Source organism: Micromonospora eburnea (genome assembly GCF_900090225.1).
GTDB lineage: Bacteria > Actinomycetota > Actinomycetes > Mycobacteriales > Micromonosporaceae > Micromonospora > Micromonospora eburnea.
The window spans coordinates 6,660,260-6,680,227 of sequence record NZ_FMHY01000002.1; the positions used below are offsets into that span (position 1 = coordinate 6,660,260).

General features: G+C 73.7%; 17 protein-coding genes and 2 riboswitches. Of the genes, 7 read left to right on the top strand and 10 right to left on the bottom strand.

Going from position 1 to position 19,968, the window contains the following annotated elements:
- Nucleotides 1-21: 21 nt before the first annotated feature.
- Nucleotides 22-142, top strand: a riboswitch (SAM riboswitch).
- A gap of 50 nt (nt 143-192) precedes the next feature.
- A complete protein-coding gene (locus tag GA0070604_RS29105) occupies nt 193-1,482 on the top strand; it encodes an aminotransferase class V-fold PLP-dependent enzyme (protein ID WP_091125732.1) in 1,290 nt (429 codons plus the stop codon).
- Nucleotides 1,483-1,501: 19 nt separating this feature from the next.
- On the opposite strand, the gene GA0070604_RS29110 is transcribed toward GA0070604_RS29105, so the two are convergent.
- On the bottom strand, nt 1,502-2,761 hold the full coding sequence (locus tag GA0070604_RS29110) for an FUSC family protein (RefSeq protein WP_244162258.1): 1,260 nt from the start codon (nt 2,759-2,761) through the stop codon (nt 1,502-1,504).
- Between the two features lie 76 nt (nt 2,762-2,837).
- On the opposite strand from GA0070604_RS29110, the gene GA0070604_RS29115 reads away from it, so the two are divergent.
- Nucleotides 2,838-3,479 (top strand): HD domain-containing protein, encoded by a 642-nt coding sequence (locus GA0070604_RS29115; protein ID WP_091125739.1) that lies wholly within the window; start codon nt 2,838-2,840, stop codon nt 3,477-3,479.
- Here GA0070604_RS29115 and GA0070604_RS29120 read toward each other — a convergent pair.
- Together GA0070604_RS29120 and GA0070604_RS29125 are read right to left on the bottom strand one after the other, a co-directional pair.
- On the bottom strand, nt 3,445-3,732 hold the full coding sequence (locus GA0070604_RS29120; protein ID WP_091125744.1) for a DUF4031 domain-containing protein: 288 nt from the start codon (nt 3,730-3,732) through the stop codon (nt 3,445-3,447). The genes GA0070604_RS29115 and GA0070604_RS29120 overlap by 35 nt on opposite strands.
- Before the next feature lie 7 nt (nt 3,733-3,739).
- Nucleotides 3,740-5,554 carry a glycerol-3-phosphate dehydrogenase/oxidase gene (locus GA0070604_RS29125; protein WP_091127494.1) on the bottom strand — a complete coding sequence of 605 codons (1,815 nt, stop codon included), beginning with the start codon at nt 5,552-5,554 and terminating at the stop codon, nt 3,740-3,742.
- A gap of 160 nt (nt 5,555-5,714) precedes the next feature.
- On the opposite strand from GA0070604_RS29125, the gene GA0070604_RS29130 reads away from it, so the two are divergent.
- The 3 genes from GA0070604_RS29130 to GA0070604_RS29140 all read left to right on the top strand — a co-directional run bounded on the left by GA0070604_RS29130 (nt 5,715) and on the right by GA0070604_RS29140 (nt 9,545).
- Nucleotides 5,715-8,210, top strand: a complete 2,496-nt coding sequence (locus tag GA0070604_RS29130) for a S8 family serine peptidase (RefSeq protein WP_091125747.1) — start codon at nt 5,715-5,717, stop codon at nt 8,208-8,210.
- Nucleotides 8,211-8,279: 69 nt separating this feature from the next.
- Nucleotides 8,280-9,209, top strand: coding sequence for a GNAT family N-acetyltransferase (locus tag GA0070604_RS29135; RefSeq protein ID WP_091125750.1), 930 nt, complete (start codon nt 8,280-8,282; stop codon nt 9,207-9,209).
- Nucleotides 9,210-9,302: 93 nt separating this feature from the next.
- Nucleotides 9,303-9,545, top strand: coding sequence for a hypothetical protein (locus tag GA0070604_RS29140; protein ID WP_091125753.1), 243 nt, complete (start codon nt 9,303-9,305; stop codon nt 9,543-9,545).
- A 63-nt stretch (nt 9,546-9,608) separates the two neighbouring features.
- On the opposite strand, the gene groL is transcribed toward GA0070604_RS29140, so the two are convergent.
- The 3 genes from groL to GA0070604_RS29155 form a co-directional block, all read right to left on the bottom strand.
- Nucleotides 9,609-11,231, bottom strand: a complete 1,623-nt coding sequence (gene groL, locus GA0070604_RS29145) for a chaperonin GroEL (protein WP_091125757.1) — start codon at nt 11,229-11,231, stop codon at nt 9,609-9,611.
- Nucleotides 11,232-11,506: 275 nt separating this feature from the next.
- Nucleotides 11,507-12,382 carry a hypothetical protein gene (locus GA0070604_RS33800; protein ID WP_244162115.1) on the bottom strand — a complete coding sequence of 292 codons (876 nt, stop codon included), beginning with the start codon at nt 12,380-12,382 and terminating at the stop codon, nt 11,507-11,509.
- A 674-nt stretch (nt 12,383-13,056) separates the two neighbouring features.
- The gene (locus GA0070604_RS29155) at nt 13,057-13,260 is read right to left on the bottom strand and encodes a cold-shock protein (protein WP_013288855.1); all 204 of its coding nucleotides are present in this window, start codon (nt 13,258-13,260) and stop codon (nt 13,057-13,059) included.
- Between the two features lie 221 nt (nt 13,261-13,481).
- Here GA0070604_RS29155 and GA0070604_RS29160 point away from each other — a divergent pair, with 221 nt between their 5' ends.
- Entirely contained in the window at nt 13,482-14,006 is a 525-nt protein-coding gene (locus GA0070604_RS29160; RefSeq protein ID WP_091125764.1) for a GNAT family N-acetyltransferase, read from the top strand.
- A 114-nt stretch (nt 14,007-14,120) separates the two neighbouring features.
- On the opposite strand, the gene paaN is transcribed toward GA0070604_RS29160, so the two are convergent.
- The 3 genes from paaN to thrC form a co-directional block, all read right to left on the bottom strand.
- A complete protein-coding gene (gene paaN / locus GA0070604_RS29165) occupies nt 14,121-15,794 on the bottom strand; it encodes a phenylacetic acid degradation protein PaaN (protein ID WP_208602189.1) in 1,674 nt (557 codons plus the stop codon).
- Between the two features lie 53 nt (nt 15,795-15,847).
- Nucleotides 15,848-16,867, bottom strand: coding sequence for a GNAT family N-acetyltransferase (locus GA0070604_RS29170; RefSeq protein ID WP_091125771.1), 1,020 nt, complete (start codon nt 16,865-16,867; stop codon nt 15,848-15,850).
- A 358-nt stretch (nt 16,868-17,225) separates the two neighbouring features.
- A complete protein-coding gene (gene thrC, locus GA0070604_RS29175; RefSeq protein WP_091125774.1) occupies nt 17,226-18,515 on the bottom strand; it encodes a threonine synthase in 1,290 nt (429 codons plus the stop codon).
- 12 nt (nt 18,516-18,527) lie between these two features.
- A riboswitch (SAM riboswitch) is annotated at nt 18,528-18,660 on the bottom strand.
- 185 nt (nt 18,661-18,845) lie between these two features.
- On the opposite strand from thrC, the gene GA0070604_RS29180 reads away from it, so the two are divergent.
- A complete protein-coding gene (locus tag GA0070604_RS29180; RefSeq protein ID WP_091125778.1) occupies nt 18,846-19,391 on the top strand; it encodes a DUF4232 domain-containing protein in 546 nt (181 codons plus the stop codon).
- Nucleotides 19,392-19,476: 85 nt separating this feature from the next.
- On the opposite strand, the gene GA0070604_RS29185 is transcribed toward GA0070604_RS29180, so the two are convergent.
- On the bottom strand, nt 19,477-19,929 hold the full coding sequence (locus tag GA0070604_RS29185; RefSeq protein ID WP_091125782.1) for a DoxX family protein: 453 nt from the start codon (nt 19,927-19,929) through the stop codon (nt 19,477-19,479).
- Nucleotides 19,930-19,968 lie beyond the last annotated feature (39 nt).

The following is a 19,968-nucleotide window of genomic DNA, read 5'->3' on the forward strand; positions in this document are numbered from 1 at the left end:
GTGCGCGTATGCTCCCGGACAGGTCACGAGCGCCAGCGTCAAGCCCCGGCTTGCTGGCCGGCAACCCTCGTCGAGTTCGCGGTGGGGTGCCCCGGGTGATGACCGGGCCCAGCCCGAACCGCGTGCTGGGCAAGCGCGGACCCCGTCCCGGTAGCCACGCCCCGGGGTCCCCTGGACCCGGGAGGTTCCGGCATGACCGTCACCCTCGTACCCGCCCCGCTCACGTTGTCCGCGCCGCCGGCGCCGCACCGGCCGGACCCGCTCGCCGTGCTCGGCGTACCAGGGGAGATCAACCTGGACCACGCCGCCAGCGCGCCGTGCGCACGGGCCGCGGCCGACGCGGTGGCCGAGCTCCTGCCCTGGTACGCGAGCGTGCACCGCGGCGCCGGGGCGCTGTCGCGACGCTGCACCCTCGCCTACGAGCGGGCCCGGCAGACGGTGGCCGACTTTCTCGGCGCCCGCCCCGGCGACCATGTGATCTTCACCCGGAACACCACCGACGCGGTCAACCTGCTCGCCCGGGCGCTGCCCGCCGGCACCACCGTGGTCACCTTCGCCGGCGAGCACCACGCCAACCTGCTCCCCTGGCCGCGCGGCTCGGTCCGGCTCCCGGTGCCGGCCAGTCCCGCCGAGGCGGTACGCGCCCTCGACGCGGCCCTGCGCGAGCTGCGCCGGGTCGGCCCCCGGTCGGGCGGCGGCGCATCCGAGCTGCCCGTCCTGGTCGCGGTGACCGGCGCGAGCAACATGACCGGGGAACGCTGGCCGGTGGCCGAACTGGCCCGGGCGGCCCGCCGGCACGACGCCCGGATCCTGGTGGACGCCGCGCAGCTCGCCCCGCACGCCCCGGTCGACCTGGCCGCGCTGGACGTGGACTACCTGGCGCTCTCCGGCCACAAGCTGTACGCCCCGTTCGGCGTCGGCGTGCTGGTCGGGCGCGGGGACTGGCTGGACGCCGCGCCGCCGTACCTGGCCGGTGGGGGCGCGACCAGCCACGTCGGTGCGGCCACCCACGACGTACGCTGGGCCACCGGGCCGGCACGGCACGAGGCCGGCACCCCGAACCTGCTCGGCGCGGTGGCGCTCGCCGCGGTCTGCGCCGCGCTCGGCGAGGCCGATCGGGACGCGCTGCACGCCCGCGAGCAGGCGCTGCTGACCCGGCTGCGGAACGGGCTCGCCGCCCTGCCGCACGTGGTGGAGCTGCGTATCTTCGGGCCGGACGCGCCCCGGGTCGGCATCGTCTCGTTCGTGGTCGCCGGCCGGGACTCCGCCGAGGTCGCCGCCCAGCTCGCCAGCACGCACCGGATCGGGGTGCGGGACGGGCTCTTCTGCGCCCACCCGCTGGCCCGGCGGCTGCTGGTCGAGGCGGCGGCGCGCAGCGGGCGGCGTGACCTGCCCCCGACCGCGCTGCGGGCCAGCCTCGGCCTCGGCACCACCGCCGCCGAGGTGGACGCCCTCGTCAGCGCACTCGCCCAGCCGGGCTGAAACCGCGCGACACGGTGGGTCAGCCGACCGGAGGTGCCGTGGGCGGCTTGGGGGCGGGGCTCTGCTCGCTCGTGCCGCCCCCGCGCTCCTCCCGCTCGCCGAACGCCTGCCGGACCAACCGGTTCGCCTCCTCCTGGTCGATGCCGGAGGCCACCATCAGGTCGCTCGCCGCGGTACGGACCTGCGCGATCACCACGCTGCCGGAGAAACCGACCCCCTCGGCGTAGCCCCGGCCGGCCTCGCTGACCGCGCGCAGCGCCCGCTCCCGGGCCCGCTGGGGTTCCTCCCCGACGGCGAACTCGTGCTGGAGCAGGCGTACCGACTCGGCGAGGTGGGCGATGGCGGCGGGCATCGGTTCGGGCACCGGCTCCTCGTCCTCGATCAGGGTCACCGAGCGGCGGATCAGCGTGCCGCTGTTGCGCATCGCCCGATCGATCGGGTCGGCCGCCTCGGCGTAGTGGGTCAGTTCGTTGCGTCGGCGCCAGCGGACCGGAGCGATGGTGATGGTCTCCTTGGCGCCCTCGATCGCCTCCGTGAACGCGGCCAGCTCCTCCTTGTTCTCCCGCAGCCGGTGCAGCGCCCGCTGCGCCGCGTCGCGGTCCCGCGTACGCAGCGCCTCGGCGCAGATGTCGAGCTGCCCCGCGAGCAGTTCCAGCGCCGGCCGGGCGGCCCGGTTGATCACGCGCAGCGGATTGAGTGGCAGCAGGATCGCGGTCACCAGCAGCGCGATCGAGCCGCCCACGGCCGCGTCGATGAAGCGGGGGATCTCCAGGTTCTTGGTGGATGGGCTCAGGGTCACGATCAGCACGGCGGTGGCCGCGGCCTGGATCACGACCGCCACGCTCGCCCCGGCGAAGATGCTCAACAGGATCGCCGCGGTCACCACCATGCCCAGCTGCCATGCGCCGGTCCCGAGCGCGAGGATCAGGCCGTCGCCGATCGCCACCCCGAGCGCCACCCCGATGATCAGCTCCACGGTCCGGCGGAACCGCTGGCCGACGGAGGCGGCCAGGGTGCCTACCGCGGAGATCGGGGCGAAGACCGGTTGCGGGTTGCCGAGCACCCGGTGGGCGACCAGGTAGGCCAGGGCGGCGGCGAGGCCCGCCTGGACCGCGAGACCACCGGCGGTACGCACCCGGTGCAACCGGTCGTGCCAGGTGGCTCGACCTCGTTGGCGCAGCGTCTCCATCGCCTCGGCGATCCGGGCCGAGTCGACGTCGACCAGCCCCTCGCGCAGCCGGGTACGCCGCAGGAACGAGGGTCGCCGGTCCCGGGCAATGGTCATGGCCGGTACTACCCGTCCCACACCTGGTGAATCCTCGCCGTGCCGGCGCCGGCACGGCAGACTGCACCGGGTGGACGAGCTGATGCGACGGTGGCGGGACGCGGCGCACGCGGCGGGGGCATCCGAACCGGCCGAGGTCGAGCGGGCCGGGGCACGGCTGCTGGCCGCCTGGCGGGAGCCGCACCGGCGTTACCACACCACCACCCACCTGCGGGCGGTGCTGGACGTGGTCGACGCGTACGCCGGGTCGGCCCGCCGGCCGGCACTGGTCCGGCTGGCGGCCTGGTGCCACGACGCGGTCTACGACCCGCGGGCCGGCGGGGACGCCAACGAGCGGGCCAGTGCCGAGTTGGCCGGGGACCTGCTCGCCGCCGCCGGGTTGCCGGCGGACGCGGTGACCGAGGTACGCCGGCTCGTGCTGCTCACCGCCGGACACGTCGCGCGGCCCGACGACCCGGACGGTGCCCTGCTCTGCGACGCCGACCTGGCGATCCTGGCCGCCCCGCCGGACGACTACGACCGCTACGCCACCGCCGTCCGCCACGAGTACGCGCACGTCCCCGACCCGGACTTCCGGACCGGCCGGGCGGCCGTGCTGGCGGGCCTGCTGTCTTTGCCCACCCTCTACCGGCTGCCCGCCGCGCAGGCTCATTGGGAGGTCCGTGCCCGGACCAACGTCACCCGCGAACTCGCGGCCCTGGCAGGCGGGTGAGGTGCTTGGGGCGGCGGAGGCCGGAGTCACGCAGGAGACGGACGAGGTCGCGGGAGGGAACCACCCGGGCACCGAGCCAGACGGCCATCGGGAACCGTTCCGCCGGCAGGTCGTAGTGGTCCCGGTCGAAGCCACGGCGGGGCGCGCCCAGCGCCTCGGCGAAGACGTGCAGCTCCTCGTACGAGACGTCGCTGATCAGGTGTGACCAGAGCCGTCCCCGCCAGGGCACCACAGGGCGGTCCAGATACAGCATGCTCCGCCTAGCGGGACGACGGAAGCTCGACGCTGTCGTCGTCGCCACCCCGATCGGCCGCGAAACCGCGGACGTCCGGGGCACCCAGCCGGGCCGCGTCGGCGGCCACGTCGTCGGGCATCAGCTGCGACCGCCGCTCGGCGTCCACCCGGGCCCGGTAGTGGGCCACCTCGCGGGCCCGGGTCGCCTCGTCCCAGCCGAGCACCGCGCCCATCAGCTCCGCGGCGTGCTCCGCCGACTCCAGGCCCCGGTGGCTGGTCTCGAAGTCGATCCGGGTACGCCGGGTCAGCACGTCCTCCAGGTGCAGCGCACCCTCGGCGCGGGCCGCGTACGTCACCTCGGCGGCCAGGTACTCCGGGGCGCCGGCCAGCGGCGAACCGAGCAGCGGTTCGGCGTCGATCAGGGCGAGCAGGTCCCGGGTGAGCGTGCCGTACCGCTCCAGCAGGTGCTCGACCACACCCACCGGCACCCCGTGCCGGCGGGCCAGGTCGGCCCGGTCCCGCCACATGGCCGCGTACCCGTCGGCGCCGAGCAGCGGCAGGTCTGCGGTACGCGACGGGCGGGTCCCGCCCAGCCGGTGCACGGCCCGGTCGACCACGTCCGAGGCCATCACCCGGTACGTCGTGTACTTGCCGCCGGCCACCAGCAGCAGCCCGAGCATCGGCTCGACCACCGCGTGCTCCCGGGACAGCTTGGAGGTGGAGTCCGCCTCGCCGGCCAGCAGCGGGCGCAGCCCGGCGTACACGCCCTCGATGTCGTCGGTGGTGAGGGGCCGGTCCAGCACCGCGTTGACCTGCTCCAGCAGGTAGTCGATGTCGTGGGCGGTGGCCGCCGGGTGGGACCGGTCCAGCCGCCAGTCGGTGTCGGTGGTGCCGATGATCCAGTGACCGCCCCACGGGATCACGAAGAGCACGCTGGTGGCGGTACGCAGGATCAGCCCGGCCTCGCCGGTGATCGCCGAGCGGGGCACCACCAGGTGCACCCCCTTGGAGGCCCGGACCCGCAGGCCGGGGCGCAGCCCGACGTCGTTGAGCATCCGCGACATGTCGTCGCTCCACACGCCGGTCGCGGCGATCACCGTGCGGGCGCGTACCTCGAACTCGGCGTCGGGCGACCCGGCGGGCGCCTCCAGGTCGCGGACCCGGACCCCGGTCACCTCGCGGGCCTGCCGGATCAGCCCGACCGCCCGGGCGCTGGTCACCACGGTCGCCCCGAGGCTGGCCGCCGTCCGGGCCAGCGTCACCACCAGGCGCGCGTCGTCGACCTGCCCGTCGTAGTAGCGGATCGCCCCGGCCAGATCGTCCGCCCGCAGGCTCGGGAAGACCCGACGGGTGCCCTCCCGGGACAGGTGTCGGTGCATCGGCATGCCCCGCCCGCCGCCGAACATCCCGGCGAACGCGTCGTAGGCGGCCACCCCGGCGCCGTAGTAGGACCGGCGGAAGAACCGCCCCGGCAGGTCCCGCAGCCCGCCCTCGGCCCGAAGCGGAACCAGGAACGGCACCGGGCGCACCAGGTGCGGGGCGAGCCGGGTGGCGAGCAGCCCGCGCTCGGTGAGCGCCTCGTGGACCAGGTGGAACTCCAACTGCTCCAGGTAGCGCAGCCCGCCGTGGATCAGTTTGCTGGATCGGCTGGAGGTGCCGGCGGCGAGGTCCCGCGCCTCCACCAGCGCCACCTTCAGCCCTCGCGAGGCGGCGTCGAGGGCGGCACCGGCACCGGTCACCCCACCGCCGATGACCAGCACGTCGAACCGCTCGGCGCGGAGTCGGCGCAGGTCATCGGCGCGGCGCTCGGCGGAGAGCTGACCGGCCACGGCTCGGGACACGTTCGGGTCACGCACCCGTCCACCGTAACCGTCCCGGCGCTCCGGCGACATGTGCCGTCCCCGCGCATCAGCAGCCCGGCCCGTTCCGGCCGCCCGCTCGGCGGCCCGGCGTGTCGCGACCGGGCGGCGTCACCGGCGTCGCCCGTCATACGGTTTGCGGATGCCAGCCACCGCAGCGCACGGTCCCACACCCCACCTCCGGCCGACCGGGAGCAGTCCCTGGGCGGTGGTCGCCGCGGTGCTGGTCGGCGGCTGGGCCGTCCTGGTGACCGTGTCGAGCCAGGTCGTCGGCTGGGCGGTCGACCAGGTGGTGCTGGTTTCCGGCCTGCACCGGGCGGTGCTGGTGTGGCCGGTGGTCGCGCTGGCCACCGTACTGCTGGTGGGTGCGCCCAGCCTCGCGCTCGCGCTGCTCCCCCGCTCCCCGGCCGTCCGGGCCACCGGCCGCACCTGGCTGGCCGCGGCGCTCGCCCTGGGCGCGCTGACCCTGCTGCGTGCGATCCCACCGGTGCACGAGGAGGCGTACCTGGCCGCACTGGCCGCGACCGCCGCGGCGCTCGCGCTGGTCGTCGGTCGGTTGTCGTCCCGCCGCCCGGTCGCCGCGCCCGGCAGCGCCGCCGCCGGCCCGGGAGGTGAGCCGGCCGCCACTCCGGGTCCCCCCACGCCCGGCGCGGCGGCCGGTGGCCGTGGGCGGCGGCGGCTCGGGCCGGTGACCCTGCTGGCGGTCGCCGCCGGGCTGGCGGCGCTGCTGCCCTGGGCCTGGGTGGGCGCGCTCGGCGGGGCGCTGGAGACGCTACTCGCGGCCCTCGCCGCCGCCGCGCTCGGCGGGCTCGCCGGGGCGCTGCTCGACACCGCGTTCTGGGCCCGGTTCGCCGTCGGCACGCCACCGCGAGCGGCCCGGCTGGTGCTGGTCGGCGGCCTGGTCGCCGGGGTCACCCTGGTGCCGCTGGCCGGCGCGACCGGGCAGTCCGGGGCACAGCTACCGGCCCTGTTGCTGTTGCCGCCGCTCGGTTTCGTGCTGGCCGCGCTGGAGGCCGCCGCCCGCCGCACCGGCAGGTCGGCCGGCCGCGCCCCGGTCCGCTGGCTGGTCGGCCTCGCGCTGGCCGGGCCGCTCGCCTTCGCCGACCCGGAGGAGATCACCGTCCTGCTGGCGGCCGGCCACGACGTACCGTACTGGGTCGCCGTCGGGGCCGGCGCGTCGTTCGCCGTCGCGGTGCTGCTCGCCGTCGGGTACGGCGTCCTGCTGGCCCGGCCGCGCGCCGGCGCCCCCCGGCGCGCGGCGGCCGGGCTGGCCGCCGCGTCCCTGCTCGCCGCCGTGGCCGTGGTGTACGTGGTCCCCGGCCACCCCGGCCTGTACGGGGAGCGGCTGCTGGTGGTGCTGCGCGAGCAGGCCGACCTGAGCGGGATCCCGGCCGGGACGCCCGGCCGGGACGGGCGGAACACCCGGGCGGCGGAGGTCTACCGGCGGTTGGTGGCCACCGCCGACCGGACCCAGGGCGACCTGCGCCGGGAGCTGATCCGGCTGCGCCTGCACCCGACGCCGTACTACCTGGTCAATGCCATCGAGACGGACGGCGGGCCGGCGGTGCGGGCCTGGCTCTCCGGCCGGCCGGAGGTGGCCCGGGTGCTGGTCAGCCAGCGGCTGCGCCCGTTGCCGGCGGCGGAACCCCCGGCCCGTGGCGACCAGCCGGCACCCGCCGGTCCGGTCTGGAACGTCTCGCTGGTCGGCGCGGACCGGGTCTGGTCGGAGCTGGGGGTGACCGGTACCGGCGTGGTGGTCGGCAGTTCGGACTCCGGAGTGGACGGCCGGCACCCGGCGCTGGCCGCCGGCTTCCGGGGCGGCGACGACTCCTGGTACGACCCGTGGGAACACCGGCGTACGCCGGGCGACCGGGGCGGTCACGGCACGCACACGGTGGGCAGCGCGGTGGGCCGGAACGGGATCGGGGTGGCGCCCGGCGCGCAGTGGGTGGGCTGCGTCAACCTGGACCGCAACCTGGGCAGCCCGGCCCACTACCTCGACTGCCTCCAGTTCATGCTGGCCCCGTTCCCGACCGGCGGGAACCCGTTCACCGACGGCCGGCCGGACCGCGCGCCGGATGTGCTGACCAACTCCTGGGGCTGCCCGCCGATCGAGGGGTGCGACCCGGGGGCGTTGCGGCCGGCGACCGCCGCGCTCGCCGCCGCCGGCATCCTGGTGGTGGCCGCCGCCGGCAACACCGGCCCGTACTGCGGTTCGATCGCCGACCCGCCGGCCCCGTATCCGGACGTGGTGACGGTCGGGGCGGTGGACCGGGGGCGCCAGGTCACCCACTTCTCCAGCCGGGGCCCCGCCGCCGGCGGGCTCGCCAAGCCGGACCTGGTCGCGCCCGGGGCGGGAGTGCTGTCGGCGTTTCCCGGCGGCGGCTACGCCACTCTGGACGGCACCTCGATGGCCACCCCTCAGGTGGCGGGCGTGGTGGCGCTGATGTGGTCGGCGAACCCGGCGCTCGTCGGCGACCTGGCGCGCACCCGGCAGCTCCTCCTCGACACCACCACCCCGGCCCGCGTGCCCGCCGGCACGGACACCTGCGGCAACGCCCGCAACCTGACCGGCGCCGGCCTGGTCGACGCCTACGCCGCCGTCCGCGCCGCGATGAAAGGAGGGGCCCCTTCTTAACGTTTCCGGTAGAGCAAGGGCCCCCTGTTAACACCCCCGACCGTGTGGGATGGCCTAGGGTCGGCGACCATGGATGTGGAGATCATCGAGCTGGGCCAGGACCGCCTGCCGGCGGTCACCGACCTCTGCCGGCGGGCCCTCGACCTGCCCGAGGACGCGGCCGAGGCGCCGGCCATCGTGGACACGCTCGCCGCCCGCGCGGCGGCCGACCGGCCGGTGCTGACCCTCGGCGCCGTACGTGGCGACGAGCTGATCGGGGTGCTGGTCGGCTCGGTGGCGCCACGCGATCCCCGGCTCGGCCACGTCGACCTGCTGGCGGTTGCCCCGCAGGAACGGCGGCGGGGCGTGGGGCGGGCCCTGCTGGCCGAGGCGGAGCGGCGACTGGCCGGGCTCGGCGCGACGGAGCTGCTGCTCGCCGGGAATCCCCCGTACTACGCCTGGCCGGGCATCGACGTGCGGTACACCCCGGCGGTCTGCGCCGCGCTGCGCCTCGGCTACCGGCAGGACCGTACGGCGTGGAACATGACCGCGGACCTGGCGGAGGGGTCCCCGGCGCTGCGCACGACGGAGCCCGCCGAGCGCCGGCTGGCCGACCGGGGCGTGACGGTACGCCGGGCCGAGCCCGCGGACCTGCCGGCGCTGGCCGCGTTCGCCCGCGCCACCTTCGGCGGGGCGTGGGACGCCGAGCTGGCCGCGTCCCTGGGCCGGCCGGGCGCGGGCGCGCACCTGGCCGAGCGGGACGGCGAGCCGCTCGGCTTCGCCGCGTACGGTTCGTCCCGGCCGAGCTGGTTCGGGCCGATGGGTACGGCCCCGGCGGCCGAGGGCTCGGGCATCGGCGGGGTGCTGCTGCGGCGCTGCCTGCGCGACCAGGCGACGGCCGGCCACGGTACGGCGCAGATCGGCTGGGTGGGCCCGGTGCCGTTCTACGCGAACGCGGCGGGCGCGCGGATCGAGCGGGTGTTCTTCCTGTATCGCAAGGCGTTGACCGGACAGGAATGACTAAAGGAGCGAAAGGTACATAGACGCAAATAATGCCATTCCAGCCCGCCGGTCATTGACCGCCGCCTACGGTCGTGCGTAGAGGAGGCAGCCATGACGACGGATGACGAACTGACCGGCGACCAGCCGGCGAGCTGGCGCCCGGTCGGCGAACTCCCCGGCCAACTACCGTTCGACCGGCTCGACTACGGCGACGCCGAGCAGCTCGCGGAGATGGCCCACGTGGACGAGCCACCCACCGAGGAACCGCTGCAACTGGTGGACGAGCCGATCCGCATCGCGCCCCCGTACGACCGGACACACAAGCGACGCAACCAGCGACCGCTGCCGACGTGAGCGAACGGAAAGGGCGGACCGCTGACGCGGCCCGCCCTTTCGGCGTAACTGGTGGAGCTGGACTCAGAAGTCCATGTCCCCGCCACCCGGGCCAGCCGGGGCGGCCGGGGTCTTCTCCGGCTTGTCCGCCACGACAGCCTCGGTGGTGAGGAACAGCGCGGCGATCGAGGCGGCGTTCTGCAGCGCGGAACGGGTCACCTTGGCCGGGTCGATGATGCCCGCGGCCAGCAGGTCCACGTACTCGCCGGTCGCGGCGTTGAGGCCGTGGCCCGGCTCGATGTTGCGGACGTGCTCGACGACGACGCCACCCTCCAGGCCGGCGTTCACGGCGATCTGCCGCAGCGGGGCGTCCAGCGCGATCTTGACGATCTGCGCGCCGGTCGCCTCGTCGCCGGCCAGGTCCAGCTTGTCGAAGGCGGTCTTGCCGGCCTGCACCAGCGCGACGCCACCACCCGGGACGATGCCCTCCTCGACGGCGGCCTTCGCGTTGCGGACGGCGTCCTCGATGCGGTGCTTGCGCTCCTTCAGCTCGACCTCGGTGGCCGCGCCGACCTTGATCACCGCAACACCGCCGGCCAGCTTGGCCAGGCGCTCCTGCAGCTTCTCCCGGTCGTAGTCGGAGTCGCTCTTCTCGATCTCGGCCCGGATCTGGTTGACCCGGCCCTGGATTTGCTCGGCGTCGCCGGCACCGTCGACGATGGTGGTCTCGTCCTTGGTCACCACGACCTTGCGGGCGCGGCCCAGCATGTCGAGGCCGACGGCGTCCAGCTTGAGGCCGACCTCCTCGCTGATGACCTGGCCACCGGTGAGGATGGCGATGTCGGCCAGCATGGCCTTGCGACGGTCACCGAAGCCCGGCGCCTTGACGGCGACCGACTTGAAGGTGCCGCGGACCTTGTTGACCACGAGGGTGGCCAGGGCCTCGCCCTCGATGTCCTCGGCGATGATCAGCAGCGGCTTGCCCGACTGCATGACCTTCTCCAGGATCGGGAGCAGGTCCTTCACCGACGAGATCTTGCTGTTGACGATGAGGAGGTACGGGTCGTCGAAGACGGCCTCCATACGCTCCGGGTCGGTCATGAAGTACGCGGAGATGTAGCCCTTGTCGAAGCGCATACCCTCGGTGAGCTCCAGCTCCAGGCCGAAGGTGTTGCTCTCCTCGACGGTGATGACGCCTTCCTTGCCCACCTTGTCCATCGCCTCGGCGATGATCTCACCGACGCTCGGGTCGGCGGCGGAGATGGAGGCGGTGGAGGCGATCTGCTCCTTGGTCTCCACGTCCTTGGCGAGCTTGAGCAGCTCCTCCGAGACGTTGGCGACGGCGGCCTCGATGCCCCGCTTCAGGGCCATCGGGTTGGCGCCGGCGGCCACGTTGCGCAGGCCCTCACGGACCAGGGCCTGGGCCAGGACGGTCGCCGTCGTCGTGCCGTCACCGGCCACGTCGTCGGTCTTCTTCGCGACCTCCTTGACCAGCTCGGCGCCGATCTTCTCGTACGGGTCCTCGAGCTCGATCTCCTTGGCGATGCTCACACCATCGTTGGTGATGGTGGGGGCACCCCACTTCTTCTCGAGCACGACGTTGCGGCCCTTGGGGCCGAGGGTCACCTTCACGGCGTCGGCGAGCTGGTTCATACCCCGCTCGAGGCCGCGGCGCGCCTCTTCGTCGAACGCGATCATCTTGGCCATACGGCGTTGTCCTCCTGGACACTCACGGGCCACCCGAGTCTGTGTCCCCGGATGGGCCGCCTGGTGTACGCACCTTGGGACGTCGCCACCTGGCGACGACGACGTCCGTCGGCCGGGCCGGATAGCCCGCGACGACCGGCCCCGTGCCACTCCGGCGCCGCACGACGCCGGTGTGGCCGTGGCCCTACCGCCCCGACCATTGGCACTCAACGTACGCGAGTGCCAATGACCTGTTTAGCACTCTCCCTAGCCGAGTGCAAGCAGGACGCCCCCGCTCAGCCGAGTTCCGCGGCCAGTTGGGCGGTGTTCACCGGGCCTTCCTGAGCCCGCTGCTCGGCGTACGTGACCACCAGCCCGACCAGCTGCGCCAGGTAGGCGGGGGTGGCCAGCAGGGCGGAGAGCACGGCCACCGCGACGGCCCCCGCCGCCGTACCGGGGGCGTCCATCGGGTGGGTGCCCAACGGGAGCCGTCCGAACATCTCGATCGCCGCACCGACCAGGGCGCCGCCGACCGCCGCGACGGCAACCAGCGCGACCCGGCCCAGCACCATCCCGAACCGCCGGTGGAACATCTGGAAGGAGCGGCCGATCGGATTCTCCCGCTCGAAGAGGTAGACCGGGCCGGCCAGGGCCAGGGCGAACGCCACGTAGATCCCGGGCAGCAGGCAGAAGCAGGCGCCGACCGCGAACAGCAGCGTGGCGAGGATGGTCCAGCCCCAGAGACCGAGGGCGCGACGCAGGCCGTACCGGAGGGCGGCGCCCACCCCGGCGGGCTCGCCGGCCGCCTGACGGGTGATCACCCAGGAGCCGGCCGCCCAGCCGGTGCTCTGCAACGGCCCGAAGAGCAGGCTGGCCACGATGATCACGCCGTAGAAGGTGAAGGTCTGCGAGAAGTAGCCGTCCGGCAGGATCGGCGCGCCGTCCGGCCCGGTGGCGAACTGGTCCGGCGGGGCGAAGGCCGCCGAGAGAACCGACATCACCGCGGCCGGTACCGCCTGGGTGAGCAGCAGGATCGGCAGCAAGGGCCGCCAGCCTCGACGTATCGCCGCCGAGCAGCGGGAGAACCAGGCCCCGACCCCGGCGTGCGGCGGCGTGACCAGCGGATCACCGGGATCGATGCCCGGGTACCAGCCATAGGGTTGGCCGGGCATCGGGTAACCGGGATACCCCCCGACCGGCGCGGGACCACCCGCGGTCGGCCACACCCAGCCCTGCGGCTGCCCGGTGGGGTGCGCCGGGTACGCCCCCCAGGGCTGCCCGCCGTACGCCCCGAACCCCGGCGGGCCCGGAGCCGCGCCCTGGGCCGGCACGCCCCACTGATCAGGCGCCGCTTCAGGGAAAGGCGCGACCGGCTGACCAGGCACCGCTCCGGAGAACGGCGCGACCGGCTGACCAGGCACCGCTCCGGAGAACGGCGCGACCGGCTGACCAGGCACCGCTCCGGAGAACGGCGCGACCGGCTGACCAGGCACCGCTCCGGGGAAGGGCGTGGGCCCATCGGGTTGGGCCGGTGCCGCCGGGTCGGCGTGGCTGGACTGGGCGGGCACGCCCGGACCTGTCGGGGTGGACTGTCCGGACGCGGTCGACTCGCCCGCCTGCCCCGGCCGCGGTGCCGGCTCGGCGGTTGGCGGTGTGAACCGGGTCGGGTCGACCGGGGTGCCGGACGACGCCGGGGGCCCCGGCTCGACGGGATTCGACGGCGGCTGATCGGACATGAACCCTCCTCAGCGGCAATGGCTGGAACGGTTCATGATCCTCCACGGTGCGCACGCACCGCAGCCCCCCTGATGGGGGTGGAAAGGCCGCCGGACGAGCGGCGACGGGATCAGGCGATGACCCGGACCCGCTCCGCCTGCGGGCCCTTCTGCCCCTGTGCGATCTCGAACTCGACCCGCTGGCCGTCGTCCAGCGCCTTGTAGCCGTCCATCTCGATCGCGGAGAAGTGGACGAAGACGTCCTGCCCGCCGTCAACGGCGATGAAGCCGTAGCCCTTTTCGGCGTTGAACCACTTGACGGTGCCCTGTGCCACGGTGCACTTCCTCACTCTGCGCGGCGTTCCCACAAACCGGAGACCGGCGGACCGGCACCGGTGGCCGACCGGTTCGCGATCGGCGACGACCGCAGAATCGGTGACCGAAATCGCACGCTACACGAGGCGTGACGAGCGCGCACGACCACAAATCGGGCATATTCCGACCAGCATTCGACCCGGACAGTCGGGAAGCCGTCGCTCTCCGGTATGTATGCGGCATGACCAGCGCACCGACCACGACCCGGACCGCGAACATTCGCCGGGTCCGCCCCGAGGACGCCGCCAGAATGCGGGCGCTCCGGTTGGAGATGCTCGCCGACTCGCCGCTGGCGTTCCTGGAGACCGTGGCCGAGGCCGCCGCCCGGCCGCACGCCGGGTACGCGGCCCGGATCGCCGCGGTCTCCACGGGCCCGGAGACGGCCCAGTTCCTGGCCGATCCGGGCGGTCGTCTGGTCGGCCACGCCGGCGGCTCGGCCGTTCCGGACGAGCCGGGGCTGACCGTGATCCACGCTGTCTATGTCACGCCGGCCTGGCGCGGTGGCGGCCTGGTCGGCGCGCTGCTGGACGAGGTCGCCGCCTGGTCCCGAGCCTGCGGCCGGCCGGAGCTGATGCTGGAGGTGGTGGTCGGCAACGACCGCGCCTACCGGGCCTACCAGAAGCTGGGCTTCGTGGACACCGGGGTACGCGTCCCGCACCCGCGGATCCCCGTCCTGCGAGAACTCCAGATGCGCCGCCCGGCCTGACCCACCCGACCCCGCCGCCGGGCGCACCGCCACCACCCTGCGCGCCCGGCGCCCAGGTGTTAACCGGGGGCCCCTCCTCTACCGCAGGCGTTAAGAAGGGGCCCCTCCTTCACCTCAGACGTGGCGGCGCGACTGCACGATGCGGAAACGGTTGGCGACGTACGCGCCGTCGGTGAGCGCCGAGTTGGCCGCCGCGTTCGCCCCGCTCCCGTGGAAGTCGGAGAACGCCGCCGACTGGTTGACGAACACCCCGCCGGTGAGGTTGCACGACAGGTGCACCCCGACCTCGATCGCCGCCGTCTCGGCCGCGTCCAGCACCGACTCGTCGGTGGCGTACACCCCCGCGGTGAGCGCGCCCTTCTCGCCCACCGTCGAGCGGAGGATCTCCAGGCTGTGCGCGGTGGAGTTGGTCGCGATGGCGAACGAGATCGGCCCGAACCACTCCCGCGAGTAGGTCGCCGTGTCGGTCGCGTCCAGCTTGACGATGGTCGGCGTACGCACCACCGCGGCGGGGAAGGTCGGGTGCTCGACGGTCCGCGACTCCAGCACCACCTCGCCGACCTTGGCGACCTCCTCCAGCCGCTCCAGCACGCCGTCGTTGACGATCGCGCCGGTGAACTCGACCCCCCGGGCCGGGTCGGCGGTGAGCTTGCCGACCGCCGCGGCGATCCCGGCGGCCACCTCGTCGAAGCTCTTGTGCCCCTGGTCGGTCTCGATGCCGCCCCGGGGGATCAGCAGGTTCTGCGACGTGGTGCACATCTGGCCGCTGTAGAGGGCGAGCGTGAAGCCCAGGTTGCGGCACATCCCGGCGAAGTCGTCGGTGGAGTCGATCACCACCGTGTTCAGGCCGGCCTTCTCGGTGTAGACGGCGGCCTGCCGGGCGTTCGCCTCCAGCCAGTCGCCGTACTCGGAGGAGCCGGTGAAGTCGACGATCTTGACGGCCGGGTGCAGGGCCAGGGTCGAGGCGAGCTTCTCGTCCGCCGCCTCTGGGGCGAGCTGCACCAGGTTCGGGTCGAAGCCGGCCTCGGCGAGCACCTGGCGGGCGTACTTCACGGTGATGGCGAGCGGCAGCACCGCGCGCGGGTGCGGCTTGACGACCACCGGGTTGCCGGTGGCCAGCGAGGCGAACAGACCCGGGTACGAGTTCCAGGTCGGGAAGGTGTTGCAGCCGATCACCAGCGCCACGCCGCGCGGCACCACGTGGAAGGTCTTGCTCATCCGCAGCGGGTCGCCCTTGCCGGCGGGCTTCTCCCAGCCGGCCGTCCCCGGGTGGCGGGTCATCTCGGCGTACGCGTAGGCGATCGCCTCCAGCGCCCGGTCCAGCGCGTGCGCGCCGCCGGCCTGGAAGGCCATCACGAACGCCTGGCCGCTGGTGAACTGCACCGCGTTGGCCAGCTCGAACACGTTCTTGTGCAGCCGGTCGAGGATCTCCAGGCAGACGCCCACCCGGGCCTGCGGGCCGGCGTCGCGCCAGGCCGGCAGGGCGGCGGTGGCGGCGGCCACCAGCTGGTCGACGGTGGCGTGCGGGTAGCGCACGTTCAGCTCCACGCCGAACGGGCTGACCTCGGTGGCGACGGTCTGCCCGTCACCCGCCTGGTCGAGGGGGAAATCGCCGTTCAGGTACGCCTCGAAGGCGGCCCTGCCGTCGGCGGCGGCGGTCTCGCCGTACACCCGGGGGCTGGGCGACTCGGGATAGGCGGACCAGTAGCCCCGCTCCGTGATCGCGGTCAGCGCCCGGGTGAGGGTCTCGGCGTGCCTGTCGTACAGGGGGTGCGGGGTCTCCGTCATGCCCGCCATCATGCAACAGGAAGCCACCAGATCAGTAGGGGGCTGTCACAAACTCAGATCGCCCGCTGCCAGTTCGTCCAGGCGTCCACCGGCCGGAAGCCGAGCTGCTCGTTGATCGCGATCATGTGTCGGTTCTCGGCGGCGTTCCAGGTGTCGATCACGCGCAGCGCGGGCTCGTGGTGGAGCACGTACCGCAGATTTTCGATCTTGGCGAGCAGGCCGAGCCGGTGACCTCGGTGCTCCGGATCGACAATGGTGATCTGCTGCCAGGCGTGCCAGTCGGTGCTCGGCGCCAGGTCGATCAGAGTCCACGCGACCAGCCGGCCGGACGCCTCGTGCACCATCCCGTGGTGGTAGCGGCGGCGGCCCCGGGCGTTCAGCGTCCGCTCGGTCGCCCGTAGCCGCTCGACGTCGATCCGCTCGGGCTCCCACTCAAGATCCCCGATGGGCGCGTCGGCCAGCAGCCGACCGTCGAGGTAGGCCACGTCGGCGGCGTACTCCTCCGGGGTGTCACCGCGCCAGCGCACCGTGCGGTAACCGGCGGCGCTCACCTGAGCCTCGGCGGCGAGGCCGGCCAGCGCCGCGTGGTCGAGCTGGCCGGTGTCGAGCCGGCGGCGCACGTTGCCGAGCACCGGCCGCGCGCCCACCGCGGCGGCGAAGGCGTCGCCCGCCGCCGACCGCGCCACACCGCCGGGCAACGCGGACACGGTCATCCCGACCACCCGCTTACGGCCGTGCTCCCGCAGTAGGCGCAGGCCGTACTCGTGCAGCGCCCGCCCGACGCCCCGGCGCCGATACGCCGGATGCACCCTCAGTTCGAGATCGGCGTTGTCGGTGTTGTCCAGCTGGGGCAGGGAGAGCGCGAGATAGCCGGCCGGCACCCCGTCGAGCCGGGCCAGCGCCCGGCACTGCACGATGCCCGGCCACGGGTGCCGGGCACCGACGATGAACCGCTGCCGGCAGAACGGCGGAAAGTCCGGTACGTCGGCCCGCTCGGCCGCCGCACCGATCTGGTACGCCTCGTCGAGCGCGGCCGAATCGGCGGCGTCGAACGGCACGGTCGTGATGCCCATGCGGCTGAGCCTGCGCCACGCACCGCGAAGGGGCCAGCGGTTTTTCCCGCTGGCCCCTTCGGACGTTGGTCGGGAGGGACGTCCGCACAACGCCTCCGGCGTTGGGCCAAAAGACCTAAAAGTCTTCGGCGGATGCCCTCCCGCACCGGGTATCTTCCGCCGTCCGGTTCCTGCCGTCAAGTCCTTGTCGGCGGTTTTTTCGCACTCACAGCGAATATCCAGTTACCCCGTGAATCGACCCGATCCCCCACCCGGGCGATCCCCCCTCCCCCACCCCGATGAGTCGATCAAGAAGTTCGCGTCGCCGATCCGGTGGATCCTGACGCGAACTTCTTGATCGACAAGGGCGGCCCGGGGGTCAGCGGAGGAGGCCGGCGTCGCGGGCGGCACGGAGGGAGGGCTTGATGCGGTGGGTGGGGCCGACCTGGGCGGCCACCGCGTCGAGCGTCTTGAGGCCCTCGCCGGTGTTGAAGACGACGGTCTCGGCGGCCGGGTCGAGGCGACCCGACTCGACCAGCTTGCGCAGCACCGCCACGGTGACGCCGCCGGCGGTCTCGGCGAAGACGCCGGCGGTCCGGGCCAGCAGGCGGATGCCGGCGCGGATCTCCTCGTCGTCCACGTACTCCATCCAGCCGCCGGTGCGGCGGACCGCCTCCAGGGCGTAGAGGCCAGCGGCCGGGTCGCCGATGTTCAGCGACTTGGCGATGCCGGTCGGCTTGACCGGGACGATGGTGTCGCTGTCGCTGTGCAGCGCGGTGGCGATCGGGTTGCAGCCGGCGGACTGGGCGCCGAACACCTTCCAGCCCCCGGCCGGCGCCTCCACCAGCCCGATCTCGACCAGCTCGGAGAACGCCTTGTCGATCTTCGTGAGCAGCTCACCGCTGGCCATCGGGATGACCACCTGGGCGGGGATCCGCCAGCCGAGCTGCTCGGCCACCTCGTACCCGAGGGTCTTGGAACCCTCCGCGTAGTACGGCCGGACGTTGACGTTGACGAAGGCGGTGTCCTCGAACTCGTCGGTCTCCACCAGTTCGCCACAGAGCCGGTTCACGTCGTCGTACGAGCCGTCGATGGCGACCAGGTCGCCGCCGTAGACCGCGGTGGTCACCACCTTGCCCTGCTCCAGGTCACTGGGGATGAAGACCACCGAGGGCACCCCGGCCCGGGCCGCGTGCGCGGCGACCGAGTTGGCCAGGTTGCCGGTGGAGGCGCAGGCGTACCGGCTGAAGCCGAGCGCGCGGGCGGCGGTCAGCGCCACCGAGACCACCCGGTCCTTGAACGAGTGGGTGGGGTTGGCACTGTCGTCCTTGACCCAGAGCGGAGCGGTGATGCCCAGCTCGGCGGCCAGCTGCGGGGCGGCGACCAGCGGGGTCAGCCCCGGATCCAGGGTGACCCGGGTGGCCGGGTCCTGGCCGGCGGGGAGCAGGGCCGCGTACCGCCAGAGGTTCTTGGGGCCGGCCTCGATCTGCTCCCGGGTGACCGTGGCCAGGGCGGCGGCGTCGTAGTCGACCTCCAGCGGGCCGAAACACTCGTAGCAGGCGTGCTGGGCGGCGAGCGGGTAGCGCGCGGAACAGGCGCGGCAGACCAGGGCTCGGGCCGGGCTGAGGGTGGTGTCGATGCCGGAGGCGGCAGGAAGCGTCGACGTCATGTCGCGAAGTTCCTCTCATCTTTCCCCACATCGCCCTGTGCGGCGGGGACGGAATTGGCACCTGCCCGCCGTCGCTCGTCGTCGAGCGCGCGGGTGGTTGCCGGGGCGTCATCGGGCCGTATCCCTCAGCCCCTCTGGATGAGGTATGCAGTTGTGCCGTCGAGTCTATGCAGGCTCCTCCGCCCGCGCGAGCGCACGTTCCACCTGGTGAGCCAGGGGCCGCCACGGCATGCGGCCGCCGGCGCTCCGGCGGCACCCGGAACGAGATCAAGCGCACCGACGCGCGGCACCACCGGCGAGACGAACAGCGCGCGTGGCAGCATCGACCGGATGAGGACGATGGCGCGACTCGGCGTACTGGCCGGCACCGTAGTGCTCGCCGGCTGCACGTCCGCACCGACGCCCACGCCGGAACCGTCCCCCACCGCCGTCACCCCGTCCGCTCCCACCTGCTCACCGGAGGGGATTCGCATCACCGCGCTCGAGGTGGAGGCCGCGATGGGCCTGCGGGCGATGGGCGTGGAGCTGGTCAACTGCGGCACCGGCCCGTACGCGCTGGAGGGTCACCCGGTGCCCCGGCTCTGGAACGCCGACCGGGACCCGCTGACCGTCCAGGTCATCCCCGGAGCCCGTTCGATCACCTCGGGGTTCGACCAGCCGCCCCGACCGATCGAGCTGCGCCCCGGCGAGCGGGCCACCGCCGCCCTGCTCTGGCGCAACCTGGTCACCGACTCCTCGGTGGTCGCGAGCGACGGCGCGTACCTGGAGATCAGCCCGGTGGCGGGGCGGCCGGCCGTCCCGGTGGACTTGGACGGGCCGATCGACCTCGGCAACACCGGCCAGCTCGGGGTCAGCGCCTGGAAACAGGCCGACTGACCCGGTTCGAGATCTTGGTGGGGGTCGACCCCTGGAGGAGCCATTCACCACCAAGACCTCGAACCGGAGCGGAGCGGAGCGGCGCTCAGGACGAGCGGCGGGTCAGGCTGGGATGAAGGGGCGCTGAGGTGGGTGGGGCCGGGCGGCGGCGCAGCATCGCGTCCAGCGCCCAGGTGCCCGGGCCGAGCACCGCGATGAGCACGAGCGACCAGCAGAACAGGGCGGCCAGTTCGCCGCCGTTACGGATCGGCAGCATGCCGTGCGGCTGGTGCACCGTGAAGTACGCGTACGCCATCGAGCCGGAGGCGAGTAACGCCGCGGGCCGGGTCACCAGGCCGACGAGCACCAGGCCACCACAGACGAGCTGGATCAGTGCGGCCCACCAGCCGGGCCACTGACCGACCGGGATCGCCTCGCCGCTCCCTCGGTTGCCGCCGAGCACGCCGAAGATCGACGCCGCGCCGTGGCAGAGGAAGAGCAGGCCGATGACCATGCGGAACAGGGAGAGTGCGGGACCGTTCAGTCGCGCCGGAACCATCAGGAACCTCCATTGGTGTAGCTGGATTTGTTCCAGGAT

Coding starts and splice junctions, on each gene's coding strand:
- GA0070604_RS29120 (WP_091125744.1), bottom strand. CDS start 3,732: ATGCTGTATCTGGACCGCCCTGTGGTGCCCTGGCGGGGACGGCTCTGG.
- GA0070604_RS29185 (WP_091125782.1), bottom strand. CDS start 19,929: ATGGTTCCGGCGCGACTGAACGGTCCCGCACTCTCCCTGTTCCGCATG.
- GA0070604_RS29170 (WP_091125771.1), bottom strand. CDS start 16,867: ATGGGCATCACGACCGTGCCGTTCGACGCCGCCGATTCGGCCGCGCTC.
- GA0070604_RS33800 (WP_244162115.1), bottom strand. CDS start 12,382: ATGCCCGGCCAACCCTATGGCTGGTACCCGGGCATCGATCCCGGTGAT.
- GA0070604_RS29105 (WP_091125732.1), top strand. CDS start 193: ATGACCGTCACCCTCGTACCCGCCCCGCTCACGTTGTCCGCGCCGCCG.
- groL (WP_091125757.1), bottom strand. CDS start 11,231: ATGGCCAAGATGATCGCGTTCGACGAAGAGGCGCGCCGCGGCCTCGAG.
- GA0070604_RS29180 (WP_091125778.1), top strand. CDS start 18,846: ATGAGGACGATGGCGCGACTCGGCGTACTGGCCGGCACCGTAGTGCTC.
- GA0070604_RS29160 (WP_091125764.1), top strand. CDS start 13,482: ATGACCAGCGCACCGACCACGACCCGGACCGCGAACATTCGCCGGGTC.
- paaN (WP_208602189.1), bottom strand. CDS start 15,794: ATGACGGAGACCCCGCACCCCCTGTACGACAGGCACGCCGAGACCCTC.
- thrC (WP_091125774.1), bottom strand. CDS start 18,515: ATGACGTCGACGCTTCCTGCCGCCTCCGGCATCGACACCACCCTCAGC.
- GA0070604_RS29135 (WP_091125750.1), top strand. CDS start 8,280: ATGGATGTGGAGATCATCGAGCTGGGCCAGGACCGCCTGCCGGCGGTC.
- GA0070604_RS29140 (WP_091125753.1), top strand. CDS start 9,303: ATGACGACGGATGACGAACTGACCGGCGACCAGCCGGCGAGCTGGCGC.
- GA0070604_RS29130 (WP_091125747.1), top strand. CDS start 5,715: ATGCCAGCCACCGCAGCGCACGGTCCCACACCCCACCTCCGGCCGACC.